Consider the following 13,013-nt stretch of genomic DNA (forward strand, 5'->3'; position numbering starts at 1 on the left):
AGCCGCCGGGAAATGGTACAATTTAATATAGGTTTATTTTGCGTTGGAAAGGATGGTTTTTTATGCGGAAACCCCAGCAGAAAGAGCGGCGTTCTCTCGTCCTCAGTGAACAGACTTTTCCTATCATCGAGCAGATTACCGCAGGCATGCCCGGCGGTTTCTTCATTTATCATGCTAATAGGGACGAGCAGCTTATTTACGCCAATCAGGCACTGATTCAGATATACGGCTGTGAAAGCCTGGAGGAATTCCAGGAGCTTACCGGTTATGTCTTTCCGGGACTGATTCACCCGGAGGATGTGGCGGCAGCCGAGCAAAGCATTCGGCAGCAGATTTTTACATGCGGAAAGGATTTTGACTATGTGGAATACCGCATAATCAGAAAAGACGGCTCCGTTCGGTGGCTTGCGGACTATGGGCATTTCGTACATACAGATTCCTTTGGCGATATCTTCTATGTCTTTGTAGAGGATACCACGGAGCAGAAGCGCAAGGCCAGCAATGATGCCCATATCGCACAGCTGGCCCAGGAACGTCTGGAGGCGCTGGAAGCTCTGGAGCACGAGTCCACAGCACTGAAGCTGGTACATGAGATTCTTCATTCAGGCATGTGGACCATGGAATTCGACAGACAGGGACAGATGACCAGCGTCTTCTGGAGCCAGGAATTCCGCACCATGATAGGCTACCGGGACGAGCAGGATTTCCCCAATGCCCTCAACTCCTGGTCCGATTTGCTCCACCCCGATGACCACGACCGGGTACTGGAGCAATACTATGCCGCCATCAACGATTACACGGGCAAACGTCTCTACAATGTCGAGTACCGCCTCCTGACGAAAGACCGGGGATATCGGTGGTTTCGCGCTACTGGCAAGCTTTCCCGGCGCGAGGACGGCACTCCCATCACCTATGTAGGCATGTTCGTAGACATCACCCGGCGCAAGGAAACCGATGCGCAGCTACTGGAACAGCGCAAACTACTGGAGGAAGCCCTGATCAAGGCCCAGCGGGCCTCCCGGGCGAAAACCACATTTCTCAACAATATGTCCCACGACATCCGCACCCCCATGAATGCCATCATCGGTTTCACCAAGCTGGCCTCCGCCCATCTGGGCAACCAGCAACTGGTGCAGAATTATCTGGAGAAGATTACCGCCTCTTCCAGCCACCTCCTCAGCCTCATCAACGATGTGCTGGATATGAGCCGCATCGAGAGCGGCAAGGTGGTCATCGAAGAGAAGCCCTGCAATCTGCCCCAGATTCTGCTGAATCTCCAATCCATGATCCAGGCAGACCTGAAAAGCAAAGAGCTGCACTTCCATCTCGATGACAGCTCCCTGATTCATCCCTATATCATCTGTGACCAGCTGCGCCTGAATCAGGTGCTGCTGAATGTGCTGAGCAACGCCCTGAAATTCACGCCCCCCGGCGGATCCATCTCTGTCTCCGCCACCGAACACCCCGGAGAGGGCCCGGACAGCGCCGTCTACGAGTTCTGCATCCGGGATACCGGCATCGGGATGGTCCCGGAATTTATCGAACATATTTTCGAGCCCTTTGAGCGGGAGCGCACCTCCACTGTCAGCGGCATACAGGGCACAGGCCTGGGCATGTCCATCACCAAGAACCTGACCGAACTGATGAAAGGCCGGATTACGGTGGAGAGCAAAAAGGACTGTGGCAGCACTTTCACCTTTACCTTTCCTTTTCGTCTCAGTCAAAATGTCGACAGCCAGAGCTTGCCAGAGGCTTCTGCTGCCGCAAAGCACCTGAGCGGCCGAAGACTTCTGCTGGCCGAGGATAACGAGCTGAACCAGGAAATCGCCGTAACCATCCTGGAAGATGCAGGCTGCATCGTGGATGTGGCCTCCAATGGGGCCGAAGCAGTGGAGAAAGTCCGCCTCTCCAGGGAAAATCCCTATGATTTGATTCTCATGGACATTCAAATGCCCGTCATGGACGGCATCGAAGCGACCAAAACCATCCGCGCCATGGATGACCTGAGCCTGGCCAGCCTGCCCATCGTGGCCATGACAGCCAATGCTTTTGAGGAGGACCGTCAGCTTGTCCTCTCTGCCGGTATGAATGCCCATCTGGGCAAACCCATCGATATAGACAAGCTGTTTTCCACCTTAGCGCGCATTCTGGGCAATCCATAAGCTGCCAAAAGGAAACTCGCATTCCGGAGACCCTCTGCGCGCCAGGACAGGACGCAACGGCGGAAGCACACGCGGCAATTCAGGCATTCTGCAGCATCTGCTTATTGTACTGCAGGGTATACAGATCGTAATACCGCCCTTTCTGGTGCAGCAGCTCCTGGTGGCTGCCCTGCTCCACAATCTGGCCGTGGGACAGCAGAATGATATTGTCCGCGTGCTGGATGGTGGAAAGCCTGTGGGCAACGATCAGCATGGTGCCGATATTCTTCATCTTCTCCAGGCTGTCCTGAATCAGCAACTCCGTCTCCGTGTCGATATTGGCGGTGGCCTCGTCCAGGATCATCACCGAGGGCTTATGGATAATCGTGCGGGCAAAGGAAAGGAGCTGCCGCTGGCCCGCGGAGAAATTGTTGCCCCGCTCCCGCACCACCTCGTCCAGGCCGTTCTCCAGCTTGCCGATAAAGGAATCCGCGTTCACATAGCGGCAGGCATCCCACACTTCCCCGTCCGTCACGCCCTCCTTGCGCAGCAGGATATTGCTGCGGATATCGCCGGAGAACAGGAACACGTCCTGGAGCATCTGGCCGAAATGCCGCCGCAGAGAAGAAATCTTTATCTTCCGGATATCGATGCCGTCGATGAGGATCTGCCCTTTCTGGATATCATAATTGCGGCAGATCAGACTAAGGATTGTAGTCTTCCCCGAACCGGTAGAACCCACGAAAGCCACCGTCTGCTTGGGCTCCACATGGAAAGAGACGCCCTTCAGCACCCATTCATCCGGCTTATAGCAAAACCACACGTCCCGGAACTCAATCTCCCCCCGAATCTCCGGCAGTTCCATGGCATCCGGCTCATCCACCACCTCCGGCACCATGTCCAGGATGGTGAAGATTTTCTCCGCCGCCGCAAAAGAACGCTGCAGCATGTCGAACTGCTCCGCCAGGCTCTGGATAGGGTTAAAGAACCGGGAAATATACATATAAAAGGACACCATGATGCTGCTGTCAATCACCTGACCGAAATAATGGATGTCCTTGATATAGCCCTTGGCCCCGAAATAGAACAAACATAAGTTCGATGAAATGAAAAGCATATAGACCATGGGCTGGAAAATGCCGAAGACGAACATCCTGTTCATCTTGGCTTTCTGCAGATTCCGGCTACGATCCAGGAAGTCCCCCAGCTTCCGCTCCTCCCTGTTGAAAATCTGGGTAATCTTCATGCCTGACAGGTTCTCGGACAGATAGGTATTGATGTCCGTGGTGGCATTGTTCACCTGGAGATGCACCCTGCGGGAGAACTTCCGGAAAATCACGGTGAACAGCACCACAAAGGGCACGAAGCACAGCACCATCAGCGTCAGCGCGTAGTTCAGCATCAGCATGGCCCCCAGCACCCCTACGATCACCATGGAATTCTTCGCCAGCGTCACCAGGATATTGGTGAACATATAGGAGATGGCATTGGGGTCGTTGGAGACCCTGGTCACCAGCTTGCCCACAGGGATATTGTTCAGCTGCTCATGGCTCAAAGTCTCGATATGGGTGAACACGTCCATCCGGATCTGGGACAGAATCTTCTGGCCGGTCTTCTGCAGAATCATGGCCTGAAGATAAGTACAGATCATGGACACCACCAAAATCCCCGCGTACATCCCCACCATGGCGTACAGCCGGCTCAGTTCAAAGTCATCCTTGATCAGGCCCTGAATCCTCCCGATGATCAGCGGGGACACCAGATCATACACAATGGAAAACAGCATGACGAAAAATACCAGGACAAAGCTTTTCCAATAAGGCTTCGCATACTGCATCAGCCGCCGGACGATTTCCCTATCCGGCATGTTCCGCTCTTTCTCAGGCTCATCTTTCACTTTCCGGAGCGCCGCCCAGGCCACCAGAAAGGCTATCGTAAAAGCGCCTATGATACTTCCTACAATCAGGACAGGCAGATACTCATTCATTGCGGACATCTCCTTCCTCCTCCAGCTTCTGAAGGTCTACCATCTTCCGGTATTCCGGGCAGGTCCCATACAGCTCCTCATGAGGCCCCGCCGCTACCAGCTCCCCGTCCTCCACGAACAGAATCTTATCCATCTTCTCAATGGTGGTGACCCTGTGGGCAATCAGGATAGTGGTCTTGCCCTGCCTGGCCTCCCGCAGGTTCTCCAGGATCGCTGCCTCGGTCTTGGTATCCACGGCGGATACAGAATCATCCAAAATCAGGATAGGTGCGTCTTTCATCAACGCCCTGGCAATGGAAATCCTCTGCTTCTGGCCTCCGGACACCGTCACGCCCCGCTCCCCCAGTATGGTGTTGTAACCCTGCTGGAACTCCTTGATATTGCTGTGCACGTCCGCCAGCCTTGCCGCCTGGGTGACAGCTCTGGTATTGTGCTCTTCCACGCCGAAGGCGATATTGTTCTCGATGGTATCGGAGAACAGGAAGTTGTCCTGGGGCACGTAGGCGCAGCCGGCCCTCAAATCGCGGATTTTCACCTCATTCACGTCGTGCCCATCAATGAACAGCGTCCCGTCGGGAACATTGTAGGTGCGCAGAATCAAATCCACCAGCGTCGTCTTGCCGGAACCGGTCTTTCCTACCAAACCTACGTTCTCCCCCGCCTTAATGCTGCAGGACACGTTCTTCAGCACATCGTATTCCCCGTCCGGGTAACGGAAAGTCAGATTCCGAAACTCTATGTCGCCCCGGATATTCTGAATGCCCTTCGCTCCTCTTCTGTCCGCCACATCGATTTTCGCGTCCAGCAGCTCTCCCAGGCGGTCCAGGGAGGCCTTGCCCCGGGATGTCATGTCGATCAGCTCCGCCACCGCCATGATGGGCCAGATAACGGCGTTGAAATAACCGATGAACTCCACCAGCTGTCCCGCATTGAATCTGTCCATATACACAAGATAGCCGCCATAGCCCAGAATCACGCAGATGACGCTCTCCACGAACAGCATCACCATGATCCGCAGCAGCACGGAAGACTTGGTGTGGTCAATATTGGCCTCCTCATTCTCTTCGTTCAGCTTCTGAAAGGCCATCAGCTCTTTTGCCTCTTTGACAAAAGCCTTGATTACCGCAATGCCGGAGAAGCTCTCCTGTGAAAAGTCGGAAAGCCTGGAAAAAGCCTCCTGGCGGATATCCCATTTCTTCATCATCTGCCTGCCTACCACCGTGGCCGCCGCCAGCAGAAAGGCCATGGGAATCAAAGACAGCAGTGTCAGCACTGAATCCATCTTCCACATATTTATCATAGCCAGCACGCCCAGCATCAGCGCATCGAAGAACATCATCACGCCCCAGCCGAAACACTCCTGCACGGTGTCCAGGTCATTGGTGAACAGGCTCATGAGATTTCCCACTTTATTGACCTGATAATATTCCCGGCTCAGGTCCTTGGCATGGTTGAACATCCGGTTCCGCAGATCTGCCTCCAGCCGCACCGCAGCCCCAAAGAAACAAATCCTCCACAGGAAGCGCCCGAACACCATGGCGAGCACGATTTTCATCATAGGCATGCAGATACCGTCCAGCAGGAAATCCATGTCGAACGCGGTCTGTACCCCATCCACGCTGACGCTGCCGCTGTTCATGCCGTTAATCACCAGCCGGTAGATCTTGGGAATCTCCAGCTGCAGAAAATCTACCATCACCAGGGAAAGCAGACCGAAAATCAGCCAGCCGGCATACCTTAGATAGTACCTGTTAATGTGTTTTCCGAAAATCATATGTATTCCCTTTCTTCCGATATCCTCATTCTTCAAACCCGTGCACCCAGTCAGAGCGCAGGTAATATATCAGATAAATCACGGAGCTGATTCCCCAGGTCAGGGGATAAGCCCAGTAAATATAGCCAATCTCCCCGGTCAGCCGCATCACCAGGATGATGTAAAGGATACGTATCACGCACCACACCGACAGCATGACGCACATGGGCACAAAGGCCTTGCCCGCTCCCCGGCAGACAGCCGCCACCGAATGGGAGAACGCCAGCAGACAGTAGAACAGCGCCACCGTCCGGGCCTGCTGCACCCCAAAGGCGATCACCCCGGGGGTCTGGTCGAAAAAGCCGATCAGGTAAGGCGCAAAGGCAAAACAGCACACCCCGATCAGTTCCGCAAGGAGCATCGCCGCAAGGATGCTGAACCGCGCACCTTTCTTCGCCCGGTCGTACTGCCTCGCCCCCAGATTCTGGCTGATGAAGGTGGTGCTGGCCATGTTGAAGCTGGTGATGGGCAGAAAGGCGAAACCCTCAATTTTGGCCTGGGTGCCGTAGGCCGCCATGGCCAGCTTGCCGAAGGAATTGATCTGGGACTGGACGATGACATTGGCGAAGGCGATCACGGAGTTCTGCACCCCGGAGGGCAGTCCGTAGCGGACGATTTCCGAGAACATGTCCCGGTGGAACCGGATCTTCCGCAGCTCCACCGTGAAGATATTGCCCTTCCGCAGCAGATAGGCCATGCACAGCACCACGCTCCCCGTCTGGGACAGCACCGTGGCCACCGCCGCCGACCAGACGCCCCAGCGGAACACCGCCAGGAACAGCCAGTCCAGGAAAATGTTCAGCAGCGAGGAAAAAATCAGGTAATACAGCGGCCTGCGGCTGTCCCCCAGGGCGTTGATGACGCTGCGGCAGATATTGTACATCACCATCGACAGGGAGCCCAGGAAGTAATAGCGGAAATACTCCACCGCCTCAGGCATCACCTCCGGATCCGTCTGCATCCAGGCCAGGAACGTGGGGGTCAGGGCCACGCCCACGATAGTCAGAACGACTCCGCTTACGATGCCGAAGGCCAGCACCGTGTGGATGGCCCGGGAGACCTCCTCTTCCTTTCCCGCGCCGAAATACCTGGAGATGACCACCCCCGCCCCCATGGCCGTACCCATGACGAAGCTGATCATCAGGAAAATCAGCGTGCCGGAGGAGGTGACAGCCGCCAGGGCGTTAGTCCCCAGGCACTTTCCCACGATAAAGGCATCCGCCGTGTTGTACAGCTGCTGGAAAATCTGGCTTAACAATATGGGCAGCGCAAAACCCACCATCAGGGAGTAGGGGTTGCCCTGTGTCATGTCCTTCGTCCCGGCAGAATGGTGCCCATGGCTGCCAGTATGTAATATGTGCATAAATCATCCCTCCGGTTATTGCAGGACCGATTTGTACTACGCACTGGTAATACTCGCCGTGTATCCCCACTGCTGACCGTCGGCAGGATACCTTTGCCCATTTTCCTACTGTAAATTCCGGCGGTCTGCAGCATGTCATAAACTAACTGTGGATATAGGAAGAAAAGTCTGCAAATATTGATTTTCTATGATAATGATTGAGCAACTTCAGCCCTAGAATCATTTATAACAGCATATGCACTGTCTGTCAAGAGCAAGCAGAACATATTTTCAGGACATCGTTTCAGACGACTCCATTTCGCCGTAACCGAAGCACCGCATTCCGCCGGTGTAAATGCCCGGCACCCCGTCCTGCTTGCAGGCGAAGGTCACTGCCCTGGCAAGGATGTGCCACATCTTATATCAGCTACCGAAAGCCGGGGACGGTCAGCACAGAGCAGAGGAAATGGGCAAGGCCGATGATGGCTGCAAAATATGTGCAGGGATAGGAATGGCGGTTATTGTATTTGAAATAAAGGGAATTGAGAATAATACACTGTCACTGCAAATGCAAACTATAGAACAAATAAAGTAAGTATAATCAGCTTGCTTATATGTGCGATAATGTATGGGCTGATGTGTGTTGCATAAGATATGCGGGGCATTTTTGTTGTTCATCTCATCTCCTTCTCATACTTAAAATTGGGGCAGCCGTTCGGACTGCTGCCTTTTTAAATATATTTACCTTTTCATAACTATTATAAATATATTTGCATATTGACACTCCCGCCAAAGCAGGCGTATACTATGGCCAAGGAAGTGTCTTTCCGACAATTCCCATTGAAAAATAACAGACAAGGAGGCTCCCCGAATATGGGCTTATTTTCCAAAAAGACAAAAGAACTGGTATATGACACCGCAGAATGCGAGAAAAAGAAAGCGCTCATGCGCAAAATGTTCGACGAGGCAGTCCCCGAGGGCGGCAGCTATACCATCCTCCACGCCACGGAGACCGCATCGAAATTCCAACGCGGCTTTGTATACGACACGAATACCACCACTTTCTACCATTATATCCTGGGTTATCGGCCCGCCGACGGCCAGGTCGTGCTGGTGCAGATCGACCGGGATCTGACCCAGCACAGCGAAGCCGTGTTCCTGGATATGGAAGCCATAACCAGCGTGTCCTATGAGCCAAAGTACACACAGGCCTGCCTGCAATACCGCAAGGGATACGGCTCTTTCGGCGAGATTCTGGACATCGGCGACACCGGCAGCAAGACCATGTACGGCATCCCCGACACAGTCCAGGCACAGGAACGGGAAGCTTTCCTGGACTTCCTGGAGACCATGCGCAGCCGTCTGGAGGAAGCCGGGCATAAACAGGAAAAGTGGAAAAGGTAGGACCACCATGAGACTGAAGAACAACGAAGCCCTCCGTCCCTGACCTGGTGGCCTCTTTCTGCGGCAAGAGCCGCCTCACCGAAGAGCAGGCGGCCCGCCTCCATCGCCATTTTGATGCCTGCGGCCGCCGGCTCCGCCGCGGTGCCCACAGGCCTGATTTCTCTCCTGTCACTTCCGCACCCGGTCTATCAGATATTTATAGAAAGTGTCCGCCGCCAGCCCTCTGCCCCGGCCTTTGTCCAGCACAATCTGTATGGAGCGCCTGGGGACTTCGCAGTTGAGAGGAATCCGCACCAGCTTCCCCTCTTCCAGGGCGGGCAAAGCCAGCTTCTCCGGCACGAAGCCTATCCCCAGATTGCTCTCAATCAGCGGCAGCATCAAATCCGAGGTGGTCACCTCCATGTCCGGTTCCAAATCTATCCCATGGGCTATGAAAAAATCCTTGTACAGCTGGTAAGTGGCGCTCCCCCGGCCCAGGCCGATCCAGGGATACTTCTTCACATCTTTCAATTCCAGGGGGGTCTGACATAGGTCCCTATACTGGGTGCCCCCGGCCAGAATCTCCCAAAAATCAAGTATATTCACACGGGAAAACGTCTTCGGCACTTCGAAAGGCGTGGTGATCATGGCAAAGTCCAGTTTCCCGCTGACAAGGTACTTCACCGTCTCCAAAGTGGTATGGTTGTGGATCTTGATCCGGATGGCGGGGTATTCCAGCTTGAAGCCCCGCAGCGCATTCAGCAGAAACAGATGCAGCGCTGTGTCCGTGGCCCCGATTTCCACCGTGCCGCCCCTGTGGGCGTCCTGCCTGCTGATCTCCTCCTGGGCGTTCAGCAGATGCCTGTACGCGATCTCCACATGGGAATAGAGCAGCTCCCCCTCCTCCGTCAGGCTGATGCCCCTGGCCTCCCGGACGAACAGCCTGCAGTTCAGCTGGGATTCCAGCAGCTTCATGATCCGCGTCACATTGGGCTGGTTGCTGCCTAACGCGGTGGCCGCTTTCGTGATGTTCCCATACTTTGCAACGAAATAAAATATCTTATAATACTCAAAATCGATATCCATATCTTTTCTGTATCCCTATGATATATAATATATATTTTTCATATTCTATGAACCGTATTATAATACAGCATGGGAAAGATGTAAACCCCAGAAAACGCAGACGCGTCCAGCATCCAGAGAAAGGGCATGATATCATGAATCAGGATTTGACAGTAGGAAAACCGGAAAAAGTATTGTGGAAGTTCTGCCTGCCCCTGTTCGGCAGCATCCTCTTCCAACAGCTCTACAATATCGCGGACAGCCTGGTGGCGGGCAAGTTCATCGGCGAGAACGCCCTGGCAGCCGTGGGAAACAGTTACGAAATTACGTTAATCTTCATCGCATTCGCCTTCGGCTGCAACATGGGCTGCTCCGTCGTCGTCTCCCAACTCTTCGGCGCGAAAGACTACGGCAGACTGAAGACCGCCGTGTCCACGGCATGCCTTTTCAGCGCCATGCTCTGCGCCGCGCTGATGCTTGCCGGCATCTTCGGGTGCGGCCCCCTGCTGCATCTGATCCGCACGCCCGGGGAGGTGTTCGCGGACTCCAGGCTTTACCTGGACATTTACATATGGGGACTGCCCTTTGTCTTCTTCTACAATATCTCCACCGGCATCTTCTCCGCCCTGGGGGACTCCAGGACGCCCTTCTATTTCCTGGCGGTGTCTTCCACCTCCAACATCGCGGTGGACATCCTGTTCGTAAAAGCCTTTGACATGGGAGTGGCCGGCGTGGCCTGGGCCACCTTTTTATGCCAGGGAATCAGCTGCGTCCTGGCCGTCCTGGCCATATGGATCAGACTCCGGAAAATCCCCGTCCAGGAAAAGACACTCCTGTTCGACGGCGGGCTTCTGAAAAAAATCCTGGTGATTGCCATCCCCAGCATCCTGCAGCAGAGCTTCATCTCCGTGGGAAACATCCTGATCCAGAGCGTCATCAACGGCTTCGGCCCCTCTGTCATGGCGGGGTACTCTGCCGCGGTGAAGCTGAACAACATGGTCATCACCTCCTTCACCACCATCGGCAACGGCATCTCCAATTTCTCGGCCCAGAACCTGGGCGCCCGCAAATACGGGCGCATCCGGGAATGCTTCCGGGCCGGGATCAAAATGGTCTGGTGCCTGTGCGTCCCTTTCTGCATCCTGTACATCTTCTTCGGAAGATACCTGCTCCTTCTGTTCATGGAAAGGGATTCCGCCGCAGCGCTGCTGACCGGCAGGCAGTTCCTGTGGATCCTGTCCCCTTTCTATTTCGTGGTGTCCGCCAAGCTGGTGACGGACGGGATACTGCGGGGCGTCAGCGCCATGCGCCAGTTCATGGCCGCCACTTTCACGGATCTGGTGCTGCGGGTGGCGCTGGCCTTTGTGCTCTCGGGCTGGACCCAGTCCTCCCTGGGCATCTGGAGCGCCTGGCCCATCGGCTGGAGCATCGCCATGGGGCTGTCCGTCTTCTTCTACCGCAGAGAATGCCGGAAGCTGGGGAATGGGGAAAAGGGATGATTTCTGAAAACGGTAGAAAAACCCATGCCACAGTGATATAATGTATACTGCTTAACAGTTTAAATTTCCGAGCAACCTGACTGCATAACGCCAGCTATATGCGATTAATCAATGCAGTATGGTAAATTCTGGCGTTATGTAGCATAAATACCGAAAACGCAGCTAACGCAAGATGCAGCGGTTCAGACAAAGACTGCCATAACGAAAGGGGTAACGCAATAATACGAATAGCAATCGTGGGATGTACCGGAAACCTGGGCCGGGCCATTCTGAAAAATGGGCTCCGCAGAAATGACATCGTTATAAGCCATGCCATTGCCAGAAAGGGAAACCCATTTGTGGGCCAGACGGCATCAGCGCTTGCGGGAGGTGAATCTAATCTGCCGGTCATCGATGAGATAGAAGCCGCAACGGACTGCGACCTCTTCATTGATTGTACGAATGCCGAATCTTTCAGGAAAGACAGCTACTCCAAATATGAAAAAATGGGAAAGGCTCTTGTCATAGCTACCACGGCATTCTCTCCTGAAGACATGGAAAAAATCAGCCAACTGGCCGCCAAAATCCCGGTTTTCATGGCCGGGAACTTCAGTGTCGCATTGCATGATTTCATCGAGACCCTGAAATGGTATGCAAAGAAAATTAGCTTAGACACAGATATCCAGATAGTAGAGCATCATCACAACCAGAAAAAAGATGCCCCCAGCGGAACTGCGCTTATGATAAAAAGCGCTACACCCATATCAAGACCCTGCGGCAGAAATTGGGAAGCGCGGGAAGCTATATCGTAACCCTCATCCGCTCCGGCTACAAATTCGAGGTGACGGCATGAAGAAGAGAAACGCTTTTACGATGCGAAGCATACGGAATAAAATCATCCTGGTGTCCAAGCTGGCCGGCGTCCTCCTGGTGATCTCCTATGTGGTCTCCACCAGGCTGCCCGTCCACCCGGACATCTCCCTGCTGCTGTGGCTGGGGTTCGTCACCCTTCTGGTCCTGGGGGTGGACCGCCTGATGGGACGGTTCATCTCGGAGCCCGTCTCCGGGCTGAACCGGGCGGCCTGCCGGATGGCACAGCTGGACTTTTCCGCGCCCTGCGCCGTGAATACCGGGGATGAATTCGGTGAGCTGTCCGCAAGCCTGAACCAAATGGCGGAAAGCCTGCAGCAGGCATTCGCGGCTCTGGAAGAGGCCAACGGGAAGCTGGAACAGGATGTGGCGCAGAAGCAGCGCCTGCTGGCGGAGCGGAAAGAGCTGGCGGACAGCCTCTCCCATGAAATGAAGACGCCCCTGAGCGTCATCCGGGCTTATGCGGAGGGCCTGCAGGACGAACCGGACGAAGCCAGGCGGCAGGCCTACTACCAGGTCATCATCCGGGAGACGGAGCGCATGAGCGGCCTGATCACCACCCTGCTGGATCTATCCGCGCTGGAAAACGGGGCCGCACAGCTGCGCCCGGAGCGTTTTGACTTTGTGGATTTGCTGTAAACTCTCATCGTTAAGTTCCCCGCCAAAAGTAAGAGAATATTCCTGACTATCCCTTATCACTTTATATCCGTCAAAATTATTTCCAAAAGCGCTTGTATAGCTTTGAAATATTCACGGATATAATCCGTTATATATATAATAACGAATCAATTTCCCAAAATGATTAAAACTCCTTTAAAATTATTTGCAGACTGCATCGTGGAAAAGGGCATAACTGCCTTATCCTTAAGACATTTTTATCCCCATCTTTTTGAAACTGCCCGTATCCTTGGTGTTTAAGTACAAAAAGATGAGG

General features: G+C 54.1%; 8 protein-coding genes and 2 pseudogenes. 6 read left to right on the top strand and 4 right to left on the bottom strand.

The window, feature by feature from the left end:
* Positions 1-62: 62 nt before the first annotated feature.
* The gene (locus NFS35_RS21445) at positions 63-2,162 is read left to right on the top strand and encodes a PAS domain-containing protein (protein ID WP_251209117.1); all 2,100 of its coding nucleotides are present in this window, start codon (positions 63-65) and stop codon (positions 2,160-2,162) included.
* 79 nt (positions 2,163-2,241) lie between these two features.
* Here the strand turns inward: NFS35_RS21445 and NFS35_RS21450 are convergent, their stop codons facing one another.
* The 3 genes from NFS35_RS21450 to NFS35_RS21460 are packed head-to-tail and all read right to left on the bottom strand — an operon-like array spanning position 2,242 to position 7,304.
* The gene (locus tag NFS35_RS21450) at positions 2,242-4,137 is read right to left on the bottom strand and encodes an ABC transporter ATP-binding protein (protein WP_251209118.1); all 1,896 of its coding nucleotides are present in this window, start codon (positions 4,135-4,137) and stop codon (positions 2,242-2,244) included.
* Complete coding sequence (locus tag NFS35_RS21455) at positions 4,121-5,902, bottom strand: ABC transporter ATP-binding protein (protein WP_251209119.1); 1,782 nt, start codon at positions 5,900-5,902, stop codon at positions 4,121-4,123. The genes NFS35_RS21450 and NFS35_RS21455 overlap by 17 nt, the downstream gene beginning before the upstream one ends.
* A gap of 25 nt (positions 5,903-5,927) precedes the next feature.
* Positions 5,928-7,304 carry an MATE family efflux transporter gene (locus tag NFS35_RS21460; protein WP_251209120.1) on the bottom strand — a complete coding sequence of 459 codons (1,377 nt, stop codon included), beginning with the start codon at positions 7,302-7,304 and terminating at the stop codon, positions 5,928-5,930.
* 852 nt (positions 7,305-8,156) lie between these two features.
* Between NFS35_RS21460 and NFS35_RS21465 the strand changes: the two genes are divergently transcribed.
* The gene (locus NFS35_RS21465) at positions 8,157-8,687 is read left to right on the top strand and encodes a hypothetical protein (RefSeq protein ID WP_251209121.1); all 531 of its coding nucleotides are present in this window, start codon (positions 8,157-8,159) and stop codon (positions 8,685-8,687) included.
* Between the two features lie 168 nt (positions 8,688-8,855).
* Here NFS35_RS21465 and NFS35_RS21470 read toward each other — a convergent pair whose 3' ends face one another.
* Complete coding sequence (locus NFS35_RS21470) at positions 8,856-9,752, bottom strand: LysR family transcriptional regulator (protein ID WP_251209122.1); 897 nt, start codon at positions 9,750-9,752, stop codon at positions 8,856-8,858.
* 134 nt (positions 9,753-9,886) lie between these two features.
* On the opposite strand from NFS35_RS21470, the gene NFS35_RS21475 reads away from it, so the two are divergent.
* From NFS35_RS21475 to NFS35_RS21490, 4 genes and pseudogenes are all read left to right on the top strand, one after another.
* Positions 9,887-11,230: an MATE family efflux transporter gene (locus tag NFS35_RS21475; RefSeq protein ID WP_251209123.1), complete on the top strand. Its 1,344-nt coding sequence runs from the start codon at positions 9,887-9,889 to the stop codon at positions 11,228-11,230.
* Between the two features lie 233 nt (positions 11,231-11,463).
* Positions 11,464-11,952, top strand: a pseudogene (locus tag NFS35_RS21480) (4-hydroxy-tetrahydrodipicolinate reductase); the annotation flags it as partial.
* A gap of 14 nt (positions 11,953-11,966) precedes the next feature.
* Positions 11,967-12,062: pseudogene (locus tag NFS35_RS29750) on the top strand (helix-turn-helix domain-containing protein); the annotation flags it as partial.
* Complete coding sequence (locus NFS35_RS21490; protein WP_330640397.1) at positions 12,059-12,718, top strand: histidine kinase dimerization/phospho-acceptor domain-containing protein; 660 nt, start codon at positions 12,059-12,061, stop codon at positions 12,716-12,718. The pseudogene NFS35_RS29750 and the gene NFS35_RS21490, both read left to right, overlap by 4 nt.
* Positions 12,719-13,013: the final 295 nt, after the last annotated feature.

Origin of the sequence: Acetatifactor aquisgranensis (assembly GCF_943193215.1) — a bacterium.
GTDB classification, from domain to species: Bacteria; Bacillota; Clostridia; order Lachnospirales; family Lachnospiraceae; genus Acetatifactor; species Acetatifactor aquisgranensis.

Coding starts and splice junctions, on each gene's coding strand:
- NFS35_RS21445 (WP_251209117.1), top strand. CDS start 63: ATGCGGAAACCCCAGCAGAAAGAGCGGCGTTCTCTCGTCCTCAGTGAA.
- NFS35_RS21450 (WP_251209118.1), bottom strand. CDS start 4,137: ATGTCCGCAATGAATGAGTATCTGCCTGTCCTGATTGTAGGAAGTATC.
- NFS35_RS21455 (WP_251209119.1), bottom strand. CDS start 5,902: ATGATTTTCGGAAAACACATTAACAGGTACTATCTAAGGTATGCCGGC.
- NFS35_RS21460 (WP_251209120.1), bottom strand. CDS start 7,304: ATGCACATATTACATACTGGCAGCCATGGGCACCATTCTGCCGGGACG.
- NFS35_RS21465 (WP_251209121.1), top strand. CDS start 8,157: ATGGGCTTATTTTCCAAAAAGACAAAAGAACTGGTATATGACACCGCA.
- NFS35_RS21470 (WP_251209122.1), bottom strand. CDS start 9,752: ATGGATATCGATTTTGAGTATTATAAGATATTTTATTTCGTTGCAAAG.
- NFS35_RS21475 (WP_251209123.1), top strand. CDS start 9,887: ATGAATCAGGATTTGACAGTAGGAAAACCGGAAAAAGTATTGTGGAAG.
- NFS35_RS21490 (WP_330640397.1), top strand. CDS start 12,059: ATGAAGAAGAGAAACGCTTTTACGATGCGAAGCATACGGAATAAAATC.